Raw genomic sequence first — 22,126 nt, forward strand, 5'->3', positions numbered from 1 at the left:
TTAACGCGCCTTCTCTTTCAAAAAAGCTCCAGCTTTTTTGTCAACTTTCATTATGTGATTGACCAGCCAATCTACTAGGTTTTTGCTTAATTTCATTGTAAGAGAAATTGAAGGTCCATTTTGTTCAAAATCTTTCTTTAAATCTCCTACATAGTTAACAAAATATTTATGTTGCTCGATTTGTTCATTTAAACCAGGATAATTGTATTGTTTCATATATTTTTCTTCAGAATTAAAGTGTTCAACAACGTAATCTGATAAAAAATTTAGTGTCTCACCTATTTCCTGTCTCCCCTTACCAGAATTACAAGCATCTAAAAGCTTATTTACTCTGTTTATAAGTTCTTTGTGCTGATCGTCAATCTCTTTAAACCCAGAACTTAAGTCATCGCTCCACTGAACTGCTGGCATAATATCACCCCTTAATATTAATAATCAATACTATATTTTAAATTTCTTTTAAAAAAAAATCAAATAAACAAATGGACCTATGATTGTTTTAAATCATAGGTCCTAAAATAAATATTATTTTTTTACTTATCTAGCCCATCCCGAATTGATTTGGATCTTTTAGCTCTTCTAACTTACCTTCTAAAAACAATTTTAGAACTATTTTAATGTCCTTTTCATCAGTAGTATAAATTTTTATATTTTGTGATCTTAAAAGATTAAATGCCTTAGGCCCTATATTCTTTGAAATCACGACATCTACATTGGCATTTATAATCGTTTGAGCAGCCTGCAGACCTGCACCCTGAGGAGCTTTGAAATTTTGAACGTTTTCGAATTCTTCCCATTTCTTTTCTCCACTATCATAAACAAGAAAAAGTTTAGCTCTTCCAAAGCTTTCGTCTATGATCATCTTATCCTTATCAAAAACTGTAAATGCTATTCTCATTTCTCAACTAGTGCTTGTGTGCATGACCTTTGCCATGCTCATGATCACAAGAGTTTTCACCTATAACCAGTTTATTGTTCAAATAAGCTTCTACTACATCTCTTAAGGTTCCACCTGATACACCAGTAATTACCTCAATACCGTTTTGTCTCATTAAATTTTTAGCCATAGGACCCATTCCACCTGTTAAAACTACGTTAACTTTTTGCTTGGCAAGCCAGTTGGGTATCACACCTGGAGCATGTGGTGGTGGTGTGAGATATTCTTCCTTTACAATCTTACCATCCTCCACATCAGCTATTCCAAAAACTTCACAATGACCAAAATGAGCACATAATTCTCCTTGTGCCATAGGTATGGCAATTCTCATAAAACTTTCTCCTCCTTTATTATTTTTAGATAATTTATTAATAATTTTGTCAACAATTTCATTCATGATTTCTTTTACTTTTCCATTATATTTGTCCAAAAGATTTCCTTCATCACTTTCCTCAACAATCTTTGGGTCTATAGGAATTTTGCCCAAAAAATCTATTTTATATTGTTTAGAAAGCTCGTCGCCGCCACCTGATTTAAATATGTTATGAACAGTCCCACAATTTGGGCATACAAAACCACTCATATTTTCAATAACTCCAAGAACATCAATGTTTACCTGCTTACAAAAAGTCAAAGACTTTCTCACGTCTGCAAGAGAAAGCTTTTGTGGCGTGGTCACAATTAATGCTTTGCAATCAGGAATTGTTTGAGCAATAGTTAAAGGCTCGTCGCCAGTTCCCGGAGGACTATCGATTATAAGATAATCTAACTCTCCCCAATCTACATCAGACAAGAACTGGTTTATAATACCAATTTTTATAGGCCCTCTCCATATTATTGCATCATCTGGATTCTCAAGTAAAAACTGTACAGAAACTACTTTAAGATTTTTGCTCCAAAGGACTGGTTTTAACATTTCTCCAGAAGGATAAATCCTTTGCCAAACTATACCCATTATTGTACCTATGCTTGGCCCGTGTACGTCTACATCTAGAAGACCAACCTTATAACCTCTATTAGAAAGAAAAACTGCCAAATTGGCAGCAACCGTGCTCTTTCCTACTCCTCCTTTACCGCTCATTACCATAATTTTATTAGAGACCTTTTTTAAAAAGTTTTCCAACCTTTCAAGCTTCTCTTTATTTTTATCCTTATCTGCCAAAACCTAATCCTCCATTTCATTGTTTTTAAATTTAATACATTCTTTAATTTCTTTTTTCCAACACATTTTGCACCTTTTTCCACAAGTCTTGCCTGGATCAAGAATTGTATAATTGCCACCAGATATTACAAAGGGTCTTCCAAACCATATAGATTGAGAAACCTTAAACCTCGCCGACTTTAAAATTCTACAAAAAGTTGGCGCTGATACCTGCATGCTGTCAGCTGCTTCCTGGAAATCATAGTTTTCCAGATCTACCAGCCTTAAAGCCTCTACTTCCTCATAAGTTAAAACGTTTGTGCCGCTCATACAAGAAGGCTCACAATCTACAGGTTTAAAACACTTTATATTTGGTATGCAAAATAATCTTCTTTCTTTCGGTGGCCTTGCTATTTTTATTTCTCCTAATTATTATGAAATATATTTCATAATAATACAAAAAAAAATTATGTCAAGTATTAATTAAACCAATATTTTAGATTTTTCAAAACGTTATAAGCTGGGATGACCATCTAATAGCTTCCAAATATGCCTTCATCACATCATCAAAATTTAACTTCAATTTTTCCAACAATTTATAAAATTTATCTACTTCTGTTTTTTCATAAGAAATAACAAGCTCTAAAGCTTGAAAATATATATTCTTTTCTCCCATCAGAGCAGCCTTTACAAGAGCGTTTATAGGAAGTTCATTAATCAATTCAGATCTTGGCCTATCTAGAAGCGCATCAATAGAAGAAAATAGCCCTGTCATAAAAAAATTGGACAAATCGTCATTTTTCTTGCTTAAAAATTGTCCGATATTTTCGCACATCTTCGCTCTAAAAATAGATAAAGTAACTAACTCTTCTGGCTTATCGTCAGCAAGTTCTCCCAAAGCTATTAAGCTCAACCATTTTAGAAATTCGTTCTTTCCAAGCAAGACTATGGCTTGTTTAATAGAATTTATTCTATTTCTAAACCCAAAGTATATGCTGTTCATAAATTTTAACAGTCTAAATGATAAAGATAGGTCTCTTTTTATCAAATCTTCTAAGACTGCCGGCCTCCAATTCTCTTTATATGCTTCGTCTAACAGGTTAAGAATAAACTGCTTTCTTAAAGGAACACTCTTTCTTGACACATATGAGGGTTTACTAAAAAAATATCCCTGAAAAAGTGAATACCCACTTTCCTTAGCTAATAAAAAGTCATCATATGTTTCTATCTTCTCTGCCAAGAAAGTGATACTATCTTTTATAGAACTAATTTTTTTTGGATATTCTCTCTTTTCCTCGTCAGTAACCTGAAGAAAATCCACCTTTATATAATCTGCACTCATAATTAAATCTTTGAACTCATTTTTGAAAAAAAAATCATCAAGGGCAATTTTATAACCCTTTTTCTTAATGGCTTTAACTGTATCAGATATGCCCAGGTCATAGTAAGAGGTTTCAAGTACCTCTATTACTACTTTATTTGGAGGCAAAAGACTTGGGACATCATCTCTCAAGAGCTTTCCAGTAAAATTTATAAAGGCAGGCAAACCATTTGTCAAAACGTCAAGACCAATAACAGAAAGACTAGATTTTAGAAGTTCAATAGTAGAGCTCTCACCATCAAATGCATCGTATGAGATTGAATCTATACTTTTTCTAAAAAGAAGTTCATATGCCTTAACTTTTACAACCTTGTTGAAAATTGGCTGTCTTGCTACAACGACATCCATTTTTCTCCTCTCCAAATAAATAGCATTTTATAATTAAAACATTTTAAATTGAATTAACTACTTACAAAGTATAAATAATAGTAGAAAAAAATCAAGAAATAAATTTAAGAAAATGCTTAATATAAATGAAAAACCCCAAACAAAATAAAGGAGCCCAAAATTGCAACTGAAATAAGCAACACTATATTTACTTTTCTATATAACCCTACAAGAAAAATTAGTAAGAAAAAAAAGGAAAGAGGATCCTTTACAGCCATTGGAAAGTAGTTAACAGACATAGAAGCCAAAAGTCCAGTTAATGCTACTAAAAGCCCAAAAATTCCTCCCCTAATCCAGGAAAGATGTGATATTCTTTCATAAAATGGTGAAACTATTATTGTGAACACAATTGAAGGCACAAAGGTAAACAAAAAAGAAAATATTGCTGCAGAAAACGATCCAATAAAAAATCCAATAAATGATGTAATGCACAGTATTGGCCCAGGAGTTACTTGACTAAGGACTATCGCATCAAGAAAGTTTTCCTGACTTATTAACTTCATAGAATCTACAAAGGTTTTTTGATATAAAGGCAGAGCAACTTGAGCCCCACCAAATGCCAAAAAGCTTATCTGGGTAATTTTAAAATAAAAAGGAATAAGATTAGGAGTTATAATGTAAGCTGAAATTATGAGTAAAGAGATAGCAGTAATGCCTATAATAAGTTCAATTTTTGGAATATATAATTTTTGTTCAGAAACAACATTGCTAAAAACGCTTCCTTTTGGGAGAAAATCTCTGAAAAATATAGAAATAAAAAAAGAAAGCAAAAAAACTAAAAAAATATTTATGCCTATCATATAAAATACAAAGCACAGTAACAGCAATATTCTTCCAAAATTTATATCTACATATCTTCTATAAAAATTTAAAAATGCCCAAACAAAAAACGCTACTACAAATGGCTTTAGACCGTGGAATAAAACGTCAATAGTAGCTATATTAATAGATTTATAAAAATATGCAAGAATAGAAATTAGAATTACAGATGGAAAAACAAGAGCAAGAGCTCCAATTAACCCGCTTAAAAAACCAAATCTCCTGTAACCTACATATCCGACTAAATTTATCATAATAGGACCAGGCAAAAGTTGTGTCAGAGCAATGCCTTTAAGGAAGTCCTCTTCTGCAACATATCTTTTTCTTGACACAAATTCCTCTTTTAGATAAGAAATCATAGCAAGCCCACCAAACACAGTCGAACCTATTGTCAAACAACGAATAATAAATTTGAAATTTAGTGAAAGATTTTTAGATAAATTTTGCATCTTTGTTCTAACTAAACTAATTGTTTAGATGTGTTCAGAAACTCTACAGCTTTTGGATAAAGAGATTTAACCTCTTCTAATGTTGGATTCGATCTCAAATTACAAATCGAATCGTTGTCACATTTGTGTCTAAAAGTTTTAGCGAATTTTAGAGCATCAAAAAGCTCTTCAGGAAACTTGTTTTCTTTTACGACCTTTTTATCAAATAGTTCAAAAATCAAATCATGACTGTAACCAGAAAAATCATCAATATCTAATATAGCCAATATAGAATTAAACATAGCATAATAAAGAGCGTTCATTATATAGTGGTTATCTGCTTCAAAAGAAAGTAGATCCCTTGCCTCATCTAAATAATCCTGTGCAATTTTAAGCCTCTCGTATTTATTCATAATTAATTATTTTAGCATGATTCTAAAGTTTTGATATAATAAGCTAAAAAAAGAACTTTTCAGGAGGAAAAATGTTTGAACTTGATTGTAGAGGAATGGTTTGTCCAAAACCAGTAGTTCTAACAAAACAAGCTCTTAAAGAGCACGATGAAATAATAGTTATAGTTGACAATAAAACCTCAAGAGATAACATTAACAATCTTGCAAAGGACAAAAATATGCACTTCGAAGTAGAAGAAAAAAACAATTTATATTATTGTAAGATAAAGAAAAATAAGACCGAAAACCCTCTTAAAAAAAAGCTAGAAAACTCTTACGGACAAGTCCCATGGAGCGTTTTTGTAAAATCGAATACTCTAGGGCACGGGAGCGATGAGCTTGGCAAAAATCTTATAAATGCCTTTTTTGATGCACTCTTATATTTTGAAGACCACCCAAAAATAATTGCTTTTATGAATTCTGGTGTTTTTCTAACCCTACAAGATTCGGAATGCCTAAAAGAAATTAAAATGCTAAGCGAAAAGGGTTCAGAAGTACTAGTTTGTGGAACCTGCCTAAACTTTTTTAACGTTAAAGAAAAACTTGCAGTAGGCAAGGTTTCCAATATGTTCTCTATCTTAGAATCTCTTAAAGGGACCTATATAATAGAGCCCTAAAGTTCTAAGAAGTTTCTTCCTGATATTTTATTTGTCTAATTTCACGCATATTTTTATCTATCATTTCCATTATCCTTTTTGAAGACCTTGAAGAATCTTCTGCTAATTTTCTAACCTCTTTGGCAACTACCGCAAACGTTCTACCTGCTTCGCCTGCCCTAGCTGCCTCTATGCTGGCATTCAAAGAAAGTATATTTGTCCTACCTGCAATGCTTTCTACAACCTTCACAGCCTCTGATACCTGCTCTTGAGTTTTAATTATGTGCTCAAGTTGTTCAGCAAAGTAATTGTCAATAATTAATTGGATGTCAAGTATGATTCTTTTGACAAATGCGTTAAAGGATTTTACGAATTCAGATTCATCCTTCTCTACTTCGTGAACTATAGAGGAGATCTCCTCAAAATAAAGTCTGTAGGCTCCTAGATACCACGAGGGATAAAGCCCAATTAATTGGTGCCTTTTACCAACAAAAAGCCTTCTTTGAAAGTACTCTTCATCTATTACAGGACTTGTAAGAGATATAAAGTAATCTCTCATAGTTTTACTTAATCTTTCTATCGTAGAATTTTTCTCAATTATTTCTTTAAGGTTTGAAAATCCAGTAATGTGATCGTAAAATCTTTTTACAAAGTTATCTGCTCTCTTTTCAAAATAAGGCCTAAACTTTGCCATTCTTTGCAGGTCTTCTATAGTAAGACCCAAATAACGAAACCTTTGCTGGTATTTAGAATCATTAGTTAAATTTTCTTCCATCCCGCACCACCTATTTTTTTTGTTTCTATAATTATATATCAATATTAATTAATTTTTAATATCTCTTTTCTGTGTTAAAATTTCAAAGTTAAGTTGAAAGTTGATTTAACGAAAAATAACTTAATAGGATATATCTTTACCATTGGTGCCGCATCGTTATGGGGTTTTGGAGGTTGTGTAGCAAAATTTGCTTTCAATAGCTCCATTGACCCCTTATTGTTTGTAAAAATAAGACTTGCTCTGTCATTTTCTCTGCTTTTTATTTATCTTTATTTTTTTAATAGAAAACATATACTTATAGATAAATCTGATATTTCATATTTTTTGATTTTAGGCGTATTTGGAATGTCAACAATGCAACTATTTTATTTAATGGCCATAAAGTACACAAATGTATCTACAGCTGTATTCTTACAGTACACATCACCTGTTTTAATGGCTTTATATTTGTACTTTTTTGAAAGAAATCCTATTTCAATACCAAAAGTAATCGCAATTTTACTTTCCTTAACTGGGGGCGCATGCTTTGTGACCAACATGACAGAAACATCTTTAAAATTTCAGGGATTACTTTACGGGATGCTAGCTGCATTAGGTATGGCATTTATAAGCGTTCATGGCAGAAAGTCTTTAAAAAAGTATAGTCCCTTAACCCTTATACTTTACTCTTCTGGCTTTGCAGCAATTTTTATTAATATTATTACTCCTTTTGACACAACAATCTTCAGTCTGCCCAAATCAACCTGGTTTATATTAATTTATTTTTCTATATTTTCAACTTTAATTCCATACTTTCTATACTTTAAAGGGGTTTCAATAATAAGCCCCACAAATGCAGGAATTACGGCTTGTTTAGAGCCATTTATAGCTTCAATTGTAGCATTTTTTTGGCTCAAAGAAGGTTTAACAATTCTTCAAATTATTGGCGGAACTTTAATAGTTTCAGGTGTTATTACTTTACAAAAATTCGACAAATTATCATGAATTTAATCTTTGGACCAGCTGGTAACGAAGAACTTTTTTATAGATCGGGATTCAAATCAACTTTAGATTCTGCAAAGTATATCTCAAAGATGGGGCTTTTTGCATTTGAATATCCACTCACTCACGGTATAAGATTAAGCGAGAAAACCGCTGTAAAAATAGGAGAATCCTTTAAGAGAGAAAACATAAAGCTCAGCATTCATGCGCCATATTACATAAATATAACAAGCCCCAACCCTGAAATATTAGAAAAAAGCGAAAAACATTTAATAAAAGCCATCCAGTTTGGAAATTTAATGAGCGCTGATAGAATAATATTTCACCCAGGAAGTTCTAAGGGGGATGAAAGAGAAATTGTGTTAGAAAGATCTATAATTTTTTTGGAACAATTTATCTGTAAAAATATGAAATTAATAGAAAACATAAAGCTTTGTCCAGAAACGCATGGTAAAAGTATCAGCTTAGGAAATGTTGATGAAATAGTAGAAATATGCAAAATAAATCCCGATATCTTTTTGCCAGCTATAGATTTTGCTCATCTTTTTGCCGTTGGCAAGGGGAACTTGACTCAGGAAAGGGACTTTACTAACATCTTTAAAAAGTTTAAAGACTATAAAGAATTTCACATACATTTTAGTCAGATAGAATTTAATGATAAAGGAGAAGTGAGACACAAGTCATTAAACTCAGGTTTTGGACCACCAATTGATCCTTTCCTATTAAGTCTCTTAAAAAATTCTATAAGGGGGAGAGTGATAGTTGAAACTCCTGGTACTCAAGCAAGAGATGCTAAAATATTATTAGAAAGATTTTTGGAGTTGGAGGGAAAAGGTGCTAAACCCATACGACAAGGCACATGAATTGGCTAAATCAATCAAAGATTCACAAGAATATAGTGAACTAATTAAATCAATAGAATTAGTAAAAAGTGATGAGAATCTTTACAAAATGGTTAAAAATTTCTTCACATTAAAAACACAGATAGAGATAGATATGCTTTCTGGCAAAGAAGAAAATAAAGAAAAGAAAGACAACTTAAAAAGACTTCATGATCTTGTAATGGCAATACCAGAAGGCAGAAAAATAATCGAATCACAATACAGGTTTCAGAGATTAATGGGTGATATCTATAAAATAATTGGTGAAGCCATCAACGAAGGAATGGAATTTTTTAACTTCCTACAAGAAAAGGAACAACAAAAATAGCACATCCTTATCCAAAAAGCTTGTCGAATGGTCTTCTCTCTGGAACAGTTACTCTTTTATCTGGGTTTTGGTTCCACTCATGGCTAACATATAGGCCACAGTAGCAAGACCCATATTCTTCAACGTCCTTATCTTTATACGCACATGGACATATAATATCTTTATCCTTTTCTCTATCGCCAGAATTCAACCTACAAGGACAACCCCTGTAACCATTCCTCCTTTCATTTTCCAAAATTCCCCTTATTATTGACATTGTATGTTCTAAATTGTTGTTTAATTCTTGCCCCTTAGAATGTGCATATTTTGTCAAAATTTCGAATAGCTTTTCAGGGGTTACAGGAGCCATAATTTATACCAATCCCTTAATTTTTGTTTCGTTAAAACCCACTATAATAGTTTTCCCTTTCACTATAGTAGGAAATCCAGGATTAACCTTTGGATTACAACTATCAGCAAGTTTCTTGACTATTTCAAGAATCTTGTTTTGCTCTTCCTTTGGTAACAGATCTACATCAATAGCCTCAAAATCAGCCCCCAATTCCTTAAGAAGGGTTTTGGCCTTCTTGCAATAGGGGCAAGTACTTAAAGCATATACCGTTATCTGTGCCATAAAACCTCCAAAATTAAGCTGAATTTTTTTCTATTTCCTTTAAAAGTTTATATATGACTTTAAAGGTTAAAACCTTTGAAGTCCTGGCAATAGCATGAGATAATTCTTCTGCAGAATAAATATTGCAATTTTGAAGATAAATAGAATCTTGAACGCTAAAATTATTCTCTTCCATAAAGAGTTCAGGGTCAAATGCTAACATTCCATTCTGCTCACCGTAGTAAATTTTCAATAAAGAAGAAAGCAGTTCAGTAGCGGAAATATAATTGCCTATTTGACTAGATGAATCTACAATCTGATAAAACACTACGGTTCACCTCCTTAAATTTTAAACAGCGCATGAGAATAATTTAACAATTTACTGTAATTATAAACTAAAAACCCAAAAAACTATAAATCTTCTGAAATATCCTCTTCACTTTCTCCAAAAATTGACTCGTAGAGCTTTACAATATTGTCCTCAATCTCAAGATCTAGAGCTTTAAGCTCTTCTTCTAGTTTTTTATATTCCCTTTCGGCTTCATTTTTAAGAATTTCTAATTGATTTTCAAAATCCATTTTTCGAACCTAAAATTTGAATTAAAAAATAATTTATAAGCATTATTTTAATTATATAATACTTTATATTTTTAGTCACTTTTTTGGAATATAATAATATAATTTAGTGGAAAATAAAAATTAAGTAGTATAGAGTTTTATCTAAAATTTAAAATTCTTGTTTTTTATAAAACAAAAATCTCTAATGGAATAGCTAAGTAATCTGAAAAAATATTATTTCAAAGTAAACTAATAAATGAGGTAATTAACAAAAGCTATTCTCTTTTGTCAAATTCATTATAAAATATATCAAATGGAGCTAGATTTTTATTATGAAAAGGATAAAAAAGAAAGGGAAAGCTTTGTAATATATCACTTGCGCGACCGTCTTCTTTACGGTCGAAAAATACTTTTTGAAAGAACTATTTGTGGTTTCATCGACCCTCTGGAAGTAGAAAGTTATTTAAATAAACTTTACAGGGAAGTGTGTTCTGATATATTAAAGTTCTGCATAATAGAAGCAAGGGAAGAGGGATTTCCAGAAGAAGACATATGTATAGCTGCTGTTGGGGGCTTTGGCAGATGTGAAATGGCGCCTTATTCAGATATTGATTTAGTTTTCTTGTCCCAAAACGAAGAAGGACCTTTTTTAGACAACGTTTTAAAAAGAGGATATAGGCTTTTATCAGATATCTTTTTTGGTATAGACTTAGAAGTCGGCTACAGTTTCAGAACCACAGAAATAAAACACATCGATCACATAACCAGAACCAGTTTTTTAGATTCTAACATTATTTCTGGAGATAACAACATTTTCCAAGAATTTAAAAGAAATTTTTGGAACAGATTAAACTTAACTGAATTCATATTTGCAAAGTTATCAGAAAGAGAAATAGCCTCTCAAAAGTTCGGCGATAATCCTTATTTATTAAGTCCAAACCTTAAGGAGTGTAAAGGTGGACTTAGAGATTATCATACATTTAAGTGGATTTTTCAGAGCAGATTTGCGCTTCCAAACTGCTCAATTATCAAAGATGTAGAAGATACAAATATTTTAGATAAAAATGATATTGATAAACTCGAATCTTCATATCGATTTCTTAGAAAGATAAGAATCTTACTACATATAATGGCAAGAAAAAGACAAGATTATCTCTCAAAAAATTATCAATCAAGGTTAGCAGAATTTTTAGGTTATAAAAATTCAGTAGAATTTATGAAAGAATTAATCTATTGTCTTGAAAATATTTCAGAAATATCTAATAGAGGTATAAAAAAGATACTTCAAGAAGGCTTTCAAATTTCTAGTTGTTTTTCAATAAAGGGTAATAATATTACTTATCAATACGACTCTCCTATTCAAATTTTTAGATTCGATTTTATAAGAGCTTTTGAATATAAATCTCTTTACGATCTGGAATTATCAATAAATCTCGAAGAAGAGCTTATTAAACAACGAAGCAAATTAAGACCCAACGATGAAACCATGAACGTATTTTTAAAAATTCTAAAAAATGGAAAAAACAAAGCCTCTATATTAAGAAAAATGCAATACTTAGGTTTATTTGAGATACTAATACCAGAATCAAGGGGAATTTTTTATACTTTGCCTGAAGATCCTATGCATGAATTTACCATTGGAGAACACACAATGGTTATGATTGAAACTCTCGAAATGTTCGAAAGAGGCGATTTCGGACAAGAAATAGCAGAAATATTTAATTCCTTATCGGATCCACTCACTTTATATCTTGCAGCTTTATTTCATGATATTGCAAAGTTAAAAAATTCAGAAAATCACGACATAGAAGGTGCAAAGATATTTTCTAACTGGGCAAAGAAAACTAAATTAGATAAAAACACAATAAACAACGTTAATTTTATCATAGCAAATCATCTACAGATGGTAAGAACCTCAAGATTAAGAGATCTACATAGAGAAGAAACTATCGAAGAATTCGCTCAATTAGTTTCAGACACAGAAAGGCTGAAAAACTTATATCTTATTTCTTATGCAGATCTATATTCTTTGTCAAAAAAGAAACCAAGTCCAATATCAATTTATCAGCTAAACGAACTTTTCAAAAAGAGTCAATCAAATTTGTTGAAACCTATATCGAAGACAAACTTTAAAGATGTATTTAAAAGGAATATAAAAAAGAGTTTACCAAACAAAGATGAAATCAATCTTTATATTGACAACATGCCTGCTACCTATTTAATGAACATACCACAAGATATTATTGCGTTTCATTTAGATCTTATTTCCAGACTAAAAAATGAAACGCCTCAAGTATATTTCGAAGAATCAATCAACAAAGATTTTTCAAAAGTCACTATTGCTACATATGAAATTGAGGGACTATTGTGGAAAATAGCAGCAGTATTCTATGGACACAATTTAGATATCCACACTGCTGAATTATACAAGTTCTCTACAGAGCCACCAGTGGTAATTAACGAAATTTGGACAACGTTCAAAAATAGACCAGTACCTGAATTTTTAGCGCAATCAATAAAGAAAGATTTGAGCGATACTCTTAGCCTAAAAAAGGATATATTTGAATTATTAAGAGAAAAAAACAAGGACATAGAATTTCCAGTAAAACTTTTCAATGTTAACTGTTTAAACAATATATCTCCAAAATCAACTGTTATTGAAATAATTGCCGAAGATAGACACGGACTCTTGTATAGATTAACTCAGACTCTATCCTCCCTTGGGCTTTATATACAAACAGCAAAAATTTCTACCTGGGAGGGTAGGGCTGAAGATGCATTTTATATTACAAAAGAAAATAACTTAAAGTTAAGTGACCAAGAATGTCAAGAATATTTGAAAAAAATAATTTACCATATATAATCTCTTCTTTGCTGTATTCTAAACAACTTATTAAAAATGCTTTAAGGAGGAAAAAACAATAGATATTAAGAAAATAATTGAAGAATTTTCAGAAATTAGTTCAAAAAACGACGAAGTCTTTCGCTTGGGGTATTCAGAGGAAGAAGACAAAGCTATTAACTATGTTTTGAAATTGCTTCCAAAAAATTTCGAAATTAAGACAGATAATATTGGCAATCTAATTGCAATGTACAATGAAGACCCTTCAGCTAAAAAGGTTTTACTCGGCATTCACCTCGATACAATTCCATTTAGTGGCAAATATTCATCGTCGCTTCCTATGATAGTAGCAGTTGGATCTATCAATAAATTATTAGAAAAAGATTTTTATCCAAAGAAAACAGTTGGCTTAATAATCTTTAGAGCCACTTCTCCAAACAGATTCTCGAGGGGCTGTATTGGTTCAAGAGGAGCAGTAGGAGAGCTAAATGAAAGAGATCTGTATCTTTCAGATAAAGATGGAGTATTATTACAAGATGAAATAATAAAGAGAAGTCTTGGGCTTTCAAGTAGTTTTCCTACATTTTTTAAAGATGATATATATACTTTTTTGGAACTAGAAAGCGACTTTTCAGGCATATTAAGTGAAAAATCCATACCAATTTGTATGGTAAAAAACCAACAAGGACCTGTTATTTTAAAATTATCCATCGTAGGCAAAATACAATATACCTGTTGCACCCCATCTAACTTAATTAAAAACCCTTTAAATGCTTTTACAAAGATTTTGGATCTTCTTTATAAAATGATGAAAGAAAATAAGCTGTTCGGTGGAGTATACGAAATTAATATGGAACCAAAAGTCATGGGAGTCTTTCCAACTAGAATAAACTTTAATCTAGATCTAAGATCGCCAGATTTGAAATTAAGGAGCGAACTTCTTAATAATCTTAAAGACATGATAAACAAAATATCTGAAGAAGAAAGTTGTCAAATAGATATTTTAAGCCAAACATCTCATTCTCCTCATATCTTTTCAGATAAACTCATCGAAATTTCAAAAAAGATATTTTTAAAAAATAACATCAAGCCAATAACAATTGACACTGGAATTCTTTCTAATGCAAGGTGGATGAGTCTGGTAAGTCAGGAAACAGGAATGTTTTTGTTAAGATACAAGAAAGGAAATTCACCTAAAAAAGAAGAGATAAACGAAAATGATATAATCCTAAGTATCGATGTCGTCAGTGAAATATTAAAGGAGAGAGTTTCTCTATGAATGCTGGACCATGGCTTATAATATTAACTGGCCTTTCTGGCGCAGGAAAATCTCAAGCTTTACATGCTCTTGAAGATTTAGGCTTTTTTTGCATAGATAACCTGCCGCCGTTCTTGCTGCCTGAGCTTACAAGATTCTCTTTTTCGCCTAAATTTCCAATTTCTCGTATGGCAGTAGTAATAGACATTAGGGGAAAAACTCTTTTTCCTGATTTACAAAATATCCTAAAAAAGATAAAGGAACAACCAATAAATATAACCACACTCTTTCTTGAAGCTAGTGACGAGGTGCTAATCAGAAGATTTTCAGAAACGAGAAGGCGCCATCCACTATCTCAAGAGGGAGGATACCTCTCTGCGGGAATCATAAAAGAAAGAGAAATGCTTTCAGTAATAAGAGAGATGTCAGATATAGTTATAGACACTTCATATATGAAAGTAAATCAACTAAAAGAAAGGCTAAGAGCTTATTTTACTTCAGAAGAAGAACAAATTTTTAATACAACCCTTCTTTCATTTGGCTTCAAATATGGCATACCTATGGATGCAGATATGATTATAGATGTGAGATTTCTACCAAATCCGTTTTATGAAGAACACCTAAAAAATTTAACAGGTATGGACGCTCCCGTAGAAGAATTTATACTCTCACAAGAGGTTACTAAAAATTTTCTTAAGGTTTTAGATCAATATCTCTTATTTTTTCTTCCAAAGTGCATGGAAGAAGGAAAAAGCAATGTAACCATCGCAATAGGTTGCACAGGAGGAGAACACAGGTCTGTTACAATAGTTCGCGAGTTAGCAAGAAGATACAGAAATTTAGGCTTCAAAATTTTTGAGTGGCACAGAGATCTGAAAATTGGGAGAAACGCTTAAATGAGTTTTAGACCTTTAAAGTGGCTAAGATGGTTAACACCCGGTTTAGGAATAAAAAGATGGATCTTTCTTGGTTCCTTTTCTTTGCTTTTAATAGTAACAAGCTTAATATTATCTTTAGAAGCAATTTCGATAACAAGATCGTTTATTAAGAGTTTATCTTATTTTATTCATGAAATTTCTTCAAAAATACCAATTCAGATAATCTCTCTATTATTGTTTTTGATAGGCTTTGTAGCATTAATTTATTCCATTAGAGGTTTAGTAAAACAAATTGTTAAGCCTATGCAAATAGGATCAAGAAGAGACGTGGTAGAGCTGCTGTGGCTCGAAAGACAGTTAAAAAAAAGGCCACAGGTAGTTGCAATTGGCGGCGGAACAGGCCAGTCTACAGTTCTTAGAGGTTTGAAATATTATCCTATAAATCTAACTGCAATAGTAACTCCTTTTGACGATGGCGGTTCTTCAGGGTTCATAAGAAAAGAATTAGGATTTCTTCCTCCTGGAGATATAAGAAATTGTTTAGCCGCCTTATCTCTCCAGGAAGATTTGCTCGGAGCTGTTTTGCAATATAGATTTAAGGGCATACCTGGACTTGAAGGACATCCAGTAGGGAATATCCTCTTAGCTGCTGCCACAGAAATAACTGGAGATTTTCTAAAAGCTATTAATATGGTTGAAAAAATAATTTCAGCAAGAGGACATGTTATACCTTCAACTCTATTTAATACAAGACTTTGCGCAAAACTGAAAGACGGCTCAATTGTTGAGGGAGAATCAAATATATCAAGAAGTATTTACCCAATAGAAACTATATTTTTAGATCCTTTACCTCCCAGCGCTTTCCCGGAAGCCATAAAAAAAATCAATGAAGCGGATGCAATTGTTATCGGACCTGGGAGTCTCTTTACAAGTATTTTGCCAAATTTACTTATGAAAGACCTATTAGAAGCAATAAAAGATTCGAAAGCAATAAAAATTTATGTCTGTAATATCATGACACAACCGGGAGAAACAGGAGGTTATAAAGCTTCGGACCACGTTAGAGCCTTTTTGGAGATACTAGGCTTTTTGCCATTTGACATAGTTCTTCTAAACAACAAAAAGCCCGAAAAACTTATAGACTATTATGAACAAAAAGGCTCTGAAATAGTAATTAACGACCTACCTGAACTCGAAAAATTTAAAGTTAAAACAGTTCTGGCGGATTTGTTATATGAAGAAAACCATATAAGACACGATCACAAAAAATTAGCAAAAATCATTTTTGACAATATATTTAAAAGTAACAAAAAATTACATTAGTTAGGTTTAAAAAAGGGTTATCAGAATAATTTAATATAAAAGTGTGATATGATAAAATTAGTGTATTTAAATTAATTTAAAGAGAATTTTGCACACAATTGTTTTTCGAATTTGCTAGATGGTATAATGTCTCTGGACGGGTGGAAAAATGTTGAAATTAAAAAATGACGAAAATGAAATAATAAGAAGTGAAATAGCTTCTTTACCCATAGAGAACAAAAGACTGTCAAAATTTGAGTTGAAAGGCATAATGCTTTCTCACTCGAAAGCTAATGACAAGGGAATTATTATAAAGTGTAAAAACTTTAAAGTAGCTAAAAGAACAATTATGTTAGCTCATTTTCTAAATATAAAAACAGAGTTATATCAAAAATCCAAAAAATCAAAAAATTCTCAAGAAACTCAAAAGACTACAATGGTAAAATTAGAAAAGTTTTTATTGCCAGATCCACCAGAAACATTTCCATCTCAAAAATCCATCCAGAGTTTCTTAAGAGGATTATTTCTAAATTCAGGTTATTTAAGCACAAAAAATGGTTATCACCTCGAAATTATCACAAATAGCGAAATATTTGGTTTTCTTTCTGCACTCCTAGAAGAAATTGGCTTTAATTTTAAAATAAGAAAAGCCAACAGCTACTCTCTTTTTTTAAAAAATTTTAACGAAATAGTTTCCTTTTTAGCATATATTCAAGTGCATAATTTCTGTGCCTACCTTGAAGCAGAAGCCATAAAAAAGGAAGCTAATAACGAAATAAACAGAGAAGTAAACTATGAAACTGGCAATATAAAAAGGCAAATAAAGGCATCTCTTGAAATATTAAGATCAATAAATATTCTTGAAAGTTCTGAAAATTATTATAAATTGCCTATAAAATGGCAAAAAATGATGGCCTTAAAGAAAGATCACCCATTATTTTCCATGAAAGAAATTGGAGAACATCTTGGAATGTCAAAAAATCAAGTTTCATCTGTATTTAGACAAATAAGGAAATTAACATTTAACCTGTAGGAGGGAGAACATGAGAGTAGCAGTTAATGGTTTTGGAAGAATTGGGCGTTTATTTGTTAGGCTTGCCTTTTCATTGCCAGATATTGAAATAGTAGCAATAAACAGTTCAAGGAAAATACCTCAGTTAGCTCATCTATTGCAGTATGATTCTACATACAGAACCTGGAGCAAAGAAGTAAGCTTCGATGATGACAATTTAATTATTGAAGGAAAAAAAATAAAAATTCTCGAGGAAAGAAAGGACACAACAAAGCTCCCATGGAAAGAACTTGATATTGACCTAGTAATAGAGTCAACAGGCGAACTTACGAAAAGAGAACTAGCTGAAAACCACATAACAGCAGGGGCAAAAAAGGTTCTAATTACTGCCCCAGGGAAAGATGTTGACGCTTTTATTGTTGTAGGAGTAAACGACCAGATACTAGATTTAAATAATCACAAAATAATTTCAGCCGCATCTTGCACAACCAATTGTCTCGCACCCGCTGTAAAAGTATTATTTGATAAGTTTGGAATAGTCTCAGGCTTTATGACAACCGTACACGCATACACTATGGATCAAAGACTACTTGACGGTACACACAAAAAAGATTTTAGAAGAGCGCGTTCTGCTGCCATAAACATTGTGCCTACTTCAACGGGTGCCGCAAAATCAATTGGAAAGGTCATACCAGAATTAAATGGCAAAATGGACGGAGTAGCGCTAAGGGTTCCTGTTCCCACAGGTTCAATGGTTGATCTTAGCGTTATTTTGGAAAAACAGCCCTCAATTGAAGAAATCAAATCGGCCTATAAGGAAGCTGAATCATGCGAGCCTTTAAAGGGGATTCTGAAGTATACAGAAACTCCTTTGGTTTCATCTGATTATATCGGCACATTTTATTCTTCAATAATTGACGGCTTAATGTTAAATAAAACAGGAGATATATATAAAATTTACGCATGGTATGACAATGAGCACGGTTATGCATGTAGGGTCGTAGATTTGGCCAAAAAACTTATACCAGCCTTTAAGTAAGAATTAAAAATATTTTAATTTTAGACCTACAGCAAATAAATACGTGGTTTTATATTTTAAAAAAAAAGATTAGTTACTTTAGGAGGCTGAAATGGAATTTAATAAAAAATTACTTATAGATTTCCCTGTCTACCAGTTAGAAGGAAAAAGAGTTTTCGTAAGAGCAGATCTTAACGATCCAGCAGATTCTGAAGGAAATCTCACAGGAGATATGAGAATAAGAGCAGTATTACCAACAATTGGCTATCTGGTAAACGCAAGAGCAAAGGTTATTCTTGCATCTCACTTTGGTCGCCCAAAAAATAGAGAAAAGGAATTTTCACTAAGAGGTGTAAAAAAAAGACTTGAAGAATTATCAAGTTTCAGGATTCACCTAGCACCTGACTGTCAGGGAGAAGATGTTGTTAAATTATCAAAAGAACTAAAAAATGGAGAAGTATTGCTCCTTGAAAACCTTAGGTTTTGTCCAGGAGAAACAAAAAATGATCCAGAATATGCAAGATTCTTAGCCTCACTTGGAGATATATATGTAGCAGAAGCATTCGGTGCATGCCATAGAGAACATGCATCAATTTCCTCGGTACCAAAGTTAATACCTTCTATGGCAGGATTTTTGTTGGCAAAGGAAATAAATACTTTAAACAAGTTGTTGCACAATCCTGAACAACCGCTAGTAGTAGTGGCAGGTGGTAAAAAAGTCTCTGACAAAATAAAGGTTATAGGTAACTTAATAGACAAGGTAGATAGCATTTGTGTAGGTGGTGGAATGAGTTTTGCCTTCTTAAAAGCAAAAGGATATGAAATTGGAAGATCATATGTAGAAGACAACATGGATGCTGTAGCAAAAGAAATATTAGGAAACAATGGAAAAAAGATATTATTACCTGTAGACGTGATGGTAGCAAAGGAACTAAGACCAGCATCAGAATCCAAAGTAGTTAATGTAGACGAAATTCCGCCTGATTGGTATGGAGTTGACATAGGGCCAAAGACTATAGAAATGTTTAAAGCTCAAATATCAAAGGCAAAAACAATATTCTGGAATGGACCACTTGGAATTGTTGAAATTCCGGACTTTTCATACGGGACAAGAATAGTAGGCTTGTACATCGCGCTTTCATCCGCAATTACCGTATCAGGTGGCGGAGACACTGCTGAAGTTGTAAGAATGATGAACCTTGATCAGCACTTCACTCACGTATCAACAGGCGGAGGGGCAGCATTAAAATTTTTGGAAGGAGCTGATTTGCCTGGTATATCAGTCCTCCCAGAAAGGAGCTAAAATGAATTACGCTATCGCAAACTTTAAAATGAATAAAACTTCAGATGAAGTAGATGAATATATTTGTGAATTAAGACAAAATCTAAAAAACAGCGTTAAAACTGTAATTTGTCCTTCCTTTGTCTCTCTTGAAAGAGCCGTGAAAGCCTCCTTTGGATCCTTAATAGAGATCGGCGCTCAAAATCTATTTTTCGAAGAAAAAGGCGCCTTCACAGGAGAGATATCCATTGGAATGTTAGAAAGTGTAGGAGTAAAATACGCGATAATTGGTCACTCTGAAAGAAGACACTACTTCAAAGAATCAGATGATTTGTTGTTTAAAAAGGTTAAAGCTGCAGCTAATAGATTAAAAGTAATTTATTGCTTTGGCGAAACAGAAGAAGAAAGAGACGCTGGCAAATCACTTGAAGTAACGCTTAATCAGTTAAATTTAGTAAAAAGCTTTTTCGAAAATATAATTCTCGCATATGAACCAGTCTGGGCAATAGGAACTGGTAAAACTGCTAACGCAGAAGGATCATTTGCTTTAATTAAAGAATTAGAATCAAAATTAGGAGCCCTCCCGGATTGTCTTTATGGTGGTTCAGTCAATCATAAAAACGCAAAATCATTTATTGATGCAGGATTTAAAGGCGTATTGGTTGGTTCGGCAAGCCTTGATGTAAAAGAATTTTCAAAAATTATAGAAAACATGTCTTAAAATAAATAAAGCAAATTCTGACTAAAAACTAGGAGGGAAAAGTGAATAAGATATTGCTTATAATATTGGATGGTTTTGGTTTTAGCAAGGAAACTTACGGCAATGCAGTTGCAGTTTCTCACATGCCAAACTACAGAAGAATTATGAACACATATCCAAATACCCTCCTTGTAGCATCAGGTGAAGAAGTTGGCCTTCCACCAGGTCAAATGGGAAATTCAGAAGTAGGTCATTTAAACCTCGGGGCAGGTAGGATTATGTATCAGGAACTCACAAGAATTAATAAAGCCATTAAAGATGGAAGCTTTTTCACAAATAAAGAATTAAAATGTGTTATGAACAAAGCAAGAGAAAAAGCCCTTCATCTTGTTGGTCTCGTTTCTGACGGTGGAGTTCATAGCCATATTGAACACCTAAAATCTCTTATCACAATGGCAAAACAGGAAGGAGTAAAGAACGTCTACGTTCATGCAATTACTGATGGCAGAGATACTCAACCAGGAACTGCTATAAATTTCTTAAAGGAAGTAGAAGCTCATACAAAACAAGAGGGAACTGGAGTAATCGTATCTGTTTCAGGAAGATATTATGCCATGGACAGAGACAAAAGATGGGAAAGAACCCAAAAAGCATATGATGTGTTTACGGGCAGGGATAAGACAAATTTTAAAACTTACGAAGAAGCAATTATCTATTTGTCAGGAAAAGGCGAAACAGACGAATTTTTTACACCATTTTCAGTAGGTCTCAACTCGCATGAAACAAGAATAAAAGATGGCGATTCAATTATATTTTTCAATTTTAGAGCAGACAGAATGAGACAAATTACCAGAGCGCTCTTAGATCCTGAATTCAAAGAGTTTAACGTGATAAAACTTAAACTATTTCCATTAACTTTTACAGAATACGATAAAGAGTTCCCACTGCCAGTAGCCTTTAAAAATGAAATACCAAAAAACGTCCTAGCAGAAGTTATATCAAATAAAGGCTTGTTTCAGCTTCATACAGCAGAAACAGAAAAATATGCACACGTGACCTTTTTCTTCAATGGCGGCAGAGAAGAACCATTTGATAAAGAAGAGAGAATCTTAATTCATTCTCCAAAGGTAGCAACTTATGATCTAAAACCCGAAATGAGCGCTTTTGAACTTACGGAAAGTCTTTTAAAATCCCTGTTTGATAAAAATTATGACTTTACGGTAGTAAACTTTGCAAATCCCGATATGGTTGGACATACTGGCAATTTTGAAGCTGTAAAAAAAGCTCTTAATGCTGTGGACATCTGTTTGGGCAAAATATTTGACTTATTTGAAAACAAATTTCCTATTGTGATAACTGCAGATCATGGGAATTGCGAGGAGATGCTTGATAAAAATACAGGGGAGCCAATGACATCTCATACCACCAATCCCGTTCCATTTGTCATTGTAGGAAACAAAAAACCTCTAAGAGAAAATGGAATTTTAGCAGATGTAGCGCCAACAGTTCTTGAACTTATGGGAATAATTCAGCCAGAAGAGATGACAGGAAGATCTCTTATAATTTAAAAAAAATTAA

General features: G+C 32.6%; 25 protein-coding genes. 13 read left to right on the top strand and 12 right to left on the bottom strand.

Annotation, left to right across the window (positions count from 1 at the left end; translation table 11 throughout):
* From THENA_RS08225 to THENA_RS08255, 7 genes are all read right to left on the bottom strand, one after another.
* Nucleotides 1-411 carry a bacteriohemerythrin gene (locus THENA_RS08225; protein ID WP_013756936.1) on the bottom strand — a complete coding sequence of 137 codons (411 nt, stop codon included), beginning with the start codon at nt 409-411 and terminating at the stop codon, nt 1-3.
* A gap of 130 nt (nt 412-541) precedes the next feature.
* The gene (locus THENA_RS08230; protein WP_013756937.1) at nt 542-898 is read right to left on the bottom strand and encodes a NifB/NifX family molybdenum-iron cluster-binding protein; all 357 of its coding nucleotides are present in this window, start codon (nt 896-898) and stop codon (nt 542-544) included.
* Nucleotides 899-905: 7 nt separating this feature from the next.
* Complete coding sequence (locus THENA_RS08235) at nt 906-2,099, bottom strand: iron-sulfur cluster carrier protein MrpORP (protein ID WP_013756938.1); 1,194 nt, start codon at nt 2,097-2,099, stop codon at nt 906-908.
* 3 nt (nt 2,100-2,102) lie between these two features.
* Complete coding sequence (locus tag THENA_RS08240; protein ID WP_083816183.1) at nt 2,103-2,498, bottom strand: DUF134 domain-containing protein; 396 nt, start codon at nt 2,496-2,498, stop codon at nt 2,103-2,105.
* 85 nt (nt 2,499-2,583) lie between these two features.
* Entirely contained in the window at nt 2,584-3,807 is a 1,224-nt protein-coding gene (locus tag THENA_RS08245; protein ID WP_013756940.1) for an EAL and HDOD domain-containing protein, read from the bottom strand.
* A gap of 116 nt (nt 3,808-3,923) precedes the next feature.
* On the bottom strand, nt 3,924-5,114 hold the full coding sequence (chrA, locus tag THENA_RS08250) for a chromate efflux transporter (RefSeq protein WP_013756941.1): 1,191 nt from the start codon (nt 5,112-5,114) through the stop codon (nt 3,924-3,926).
* A gap of 11 nt (nt 5,115-5,125) precedes the next feature.
* Nucleotides 5,126-5,506: a HEPN domain-containing protein gene (locus tag THENA_RS08255; RefSeq protein ID WP_013756942.1), complete on the bottom strand. Its 381-nt coding sequence runs from the start codon at nt 5,504-5,506 to the stop codon at nt 5,126-5,128.
* Nucleotides 5,507-5,577: 71 nt separating this feature from the next.
* On the opposite strand from THENA_RS08255, the gene yedF reads away from it, so the two are divergent.
* A complete protein-coding gene (yedF, locus tag THENA_RS08260; RefSeq protein WP_013756943.1) occupies nt 5,578-6,162 on the top strand; it encodes a sulfurtransferase-like selenium metabolism protein YedF in 585 nt (194 codons plus the stop codon).
* Between the two features lie 4 nt (nt 6,163-6,166).
* Here yedF and THENA_RS10205 read toward each other — a convergent pair whose 3' ends face one another.
* On the bottom strand, nt 6,167-6,916 hold the full coding sequence (locus THENA_RS10205) for a globin-coupled sensor protein (RefSeq protein ID WP_013756944.1): 750 nt from the start codon (nt 6,914-6,916) through the stop codon (nt 6,167-6,169).
* Nucleotides 6,917-7,009: 93 nt separating this feature from the next.
* On the opposite strand from THENA_RS10205, the gene THENA_RS08270 reads away from it, so the two are divergent.
* Genes THENA_RS08270 through THENA_RS08280 form a run of 3 tightly spaced genes read left to right on the top strand, consistent with a single transcriptional unit; the run spans nt 7,010 to nt 9,106 of the window.
* Nucleotides 7,010-7,900 carry a DMT family transporter gene (locus THENA_RS08270; protein WP_013756945.1) on the top strand — a complete coding sequence of 297 codons (891 nt, stop codon included), beginning with the start codon at nt 7,010-7,012 and terminating at the stop codon, nt 7,898-7,900.
* A complete protein-coding gene (locus tag THENA_RS08275; RefSeq protein ID WP_013756946.1) occupies nt 7,897-8,760 on the top strand; it encodes a TIM barrel protein in 864 nt (287 codons plus the stop codon). Before THENA_RS08270 ends, THENA_RS08275 begins: the two co-directional genes overlap by 4 nt.
* Nucleotides 8,732-9,106, top strand: coding sequence for a YlbF family regulator (locus THENA_RS08280; protein WP_013756947.1), 375 nt, complete (start codon nt 8,732-8,734; stop codon nt 9,104-9,106). The genes THENA_RS08275 and THENA_RS08280 overlap by 29 nt, the downstream gene beginning before the upstream one ends.
* A 7-nt stretch (nt 9,107-9,113) precedes the next feature.
* Here THENA_RS08280 and THENA_RS08285 read toward each other — a convergent pair whose 3' ends face one another.
* From THENA_RS08285 to THENA_RS09955, 4 genes are all read right to left on the bottom strand, one after another.
* On the bottom strand, nt 9,114-9,455 hold the full coding sequence (locus THENA_RS08285) for a ferredoxin-thioredoxin reductase catalytic domain-containing protein (RefSeq protein WP_013756948.1): 342 nt from the start codon (nt 9,453-9,455) through the stop codon (nt 9,114-9,116).
* A 3-nt stretch (nt 9,456-9,458) separates the two neighbouring features.
* Nucleotides 9,459-9,719 (bottom strand): glutaredoxin family protein, encoded by a 261-nt coding sequence (locus tag THENA_RS08290; protein ID WP_013756949.1) that lies wholly within the window; start codon nt 9,717-9,719, stop codon nt 9,459-9,461.
* Nucleotides 9,720-9,732: 13 nt separating this feature from the next.
* The gene (locus THENA_RS08295) at nt 9,733-10,026 is read right to left on the bottom strand and encodes a hypothetical protein (protein ID WP_013756950.1); all 294 of its coding nucleotides are present in this window, start codon (nt 10,024-10,026) and stop codon (nt 9,733-9,735) included.
* Between the two features lie 83 nt (nt 10,027-10,109).
* The gene (locus tag THENA_RS09955; RefSeq protein WP_013756951.1) at nt 10,110-10,277 is read right to left on the bottom strand and encodes a hypothetical protein; all 168 of its coding nucleotides are present in this window, start codon (nt 10,275-10,277) and stop codon (nt 10,110-10,112) included.
* 292 nt (nt 10,278-10,569) lie between these two features.
* Between THENA_RS09955 and THENA_RS08300 the strand changes: the two genes are divergently transcribed.
* The 9 genes from THENA_RS08300 (at nt 10,570) to gpmI (ending at nt 22,116) form a co-directional block, all read left to right on the top strand.
* Nucleotides 10,570-13,119, top strand: coding sequence for a [protein-PII] uridylyltransferase family protein (locus THENA_RS08300; protein ID WP_013756952.1), 2,550 nt, complete (start codon nt 10,570-10,572; stop codon nt 13,117-13,119).
* Nucleotides 13,120-13,243: 124 nt separating this feature from the next.
* The gene (locus THENA_RS08305; RefSeq protein ID WP_013756953.1) at nt 13,244-14,377 is read left to right on the top strand and encodes a zinc-binding metallopeptidase family protein; all 1,134 of its coding nucleotides are present in this window, start codon (nt 13,244-13,246) and stop codon (nt 14,375-14,377) included.
* Nucleotides 14,374-15,252 (top strand): RNase adapter RapZ, encoded by an 879-nt coding sequence (gene rapZ / locus THENA_RS08310; protein ID WP_013756954.1) that lies wholly within the window; start codon nt 14,374-14,376, stop codon nt 15,250-15,252. Before THENA_RS08305 ends, rapZ begins: the two co-directional genes overlap by 4 nt.
* The gene (locus THENA_RS08315) at nt 15,253-16,557 is read left to right on the top strand and encodes a gluconeogenesis factor YvcK family protein (RefSeq protein WP_013756955.1); all 1,305 of its coding nucleotides are present in this window, start codon (nt 15,253-15,255) and stop codon (nt 16,555-16,557) included.
* 148 nt (nt 16,558-16,705) lie between these two features.
* The gene (gene whiA, locus THENA_RS08320) at nt 16,706-17,569 is read left to right on the top strand and encodes a DNA-binding protein WhiA (protein ID WP_013756956.1); all 864 of its coding nucleotides are present in this window, start codon (nt 16,706-16,708) and stop codon (nt 17,567-17,569) included.
* A gap of 10 nt (nt 17,570-17,579) precedes the next feature.
* Nucleotides 17,580-18,587: a type I glyceraldehyde-3-phosphate dehydrogenase gene (gap, locus tag THENA_RS08325; protein ID WP_013756957.1), complete on the top strand. Its 1,008-nt coding sequence runs from the start codon at nt 17,580-17,582 to the stop codon at nt 18,585-18,587.
* Nucleotides 18,588-18,678: 91 nt separating this feature from the next.
* Nucleotides 18,679-19,869, top strand: a complete 1,191-nt coding sequence (locus THENA_RS08330; RefSeq protein ID WP_013756958.1) for a phosphoglycerate kinase — start codon at nt 18,679-18,681, stop codon at nt 19,867-19,869.
* A 1-nt stretch (nt 19,870) separates the two neighbouring features.
* Nucleotides 19,871-20,569 carry a triose-phosphate isomerase gene (gene tpiA, locus THENA_RS08335; RefSeq protein WP_013756959.1) on the top strand — a complete coding sequence of 233 codons (699 nt, stop codon included), beginning with the start codon at nt 19,871-19,873 and terminating at the stop codon, nt 20,567-20,569.
* 41 nt (nt 20,570-20,610) lie between these two features.
* A complete protein-coding gene (gene gpmI / locus THENA_RS08340; protein WP_013756960.1) occupies nt 20,611-22,116 on the top strand; it encodes a 2,3-bisphosphoglycerate-independent phosphoglycerate mutase in 1,506 nt (501 codons plus the stop codon).
* Nucleotides 22,117-22,126: the final 10 nt, after the last annotated feature.

Source organism: Thermodesulfobium narugense DSM 14796 (assembly GCF_000212395.1).
In the GTDB taxonomy this organism is placed as follows: Bacteria; Thermodesulfobiota; Thermodesulfobiia; order Thermodesulfobiales; family Thermodesulfobiaceae; genus Thermodesulfobium; species Thermodesulfobium narugense.